The organism is Roseibacillus ishigakijimensis (genome assembly GCF_016595415.1).
Lineage (GTDB): Bacteria > Verrucomicrobiota > Verrucomicrobiia > Verrucomicrobiales > Akkermansiaceae > Roseibacillus > Roseibacillus ishigakijimensis.
On record NZ_JAENIO010000158.1, the window covers coordinates 1 to 423 of the forward strand.

Annotated in this window: 1 protein-coding gene; it reads right to left on the bottom strand. The window is 59.1% G+C overall.

The window, feature by feature from the left end:
- Positions 1–423: DDE-type integrase/transposase/recombinase (locus JIN78_RS16995; RefSeq protein ID WP_200393189.1), on the bottom strand; the 423-nt coding region annotated here is incomplete at both ends.

Sequence of the window (423 nt, forward strand, 5' to 3'; positions counted from 1 at the left end):
TTGTAGCGCGCGAACCATTTCTCCAAGCCCGCACAGAGCCCGATGAGGGTGGCGTGTTCGTGGAGGTAAATTTCCTCATACTTCACACTGCGCCAAAGTCGCTCGATGAAGACGTTGTCCATCCAGCGGCCCTTGCCATCCATGCTGACCCGGATTCCCTTCTCCTCGAGGCGACTAATCCATTCCTCGGAGGTGAACTGGCATCCTTGGTCGGTGTTGAAAATCCCAGGCACCTTGCCGGTGGTGGCAAAGGCCTTTTCCAGCGCTTCCAGGCAAAGGCCGGTCTCCATGGTGTTGGAGAGCGACCAACCCAGGACCCGACGCGAAGACCAGTCCATGACCGCGCACAAATAGGCGTTGCCGCGCGGCATGGGGATATACGTGATGTCGGCGCACCACACTTGATTGGGCCTCACCACGGCG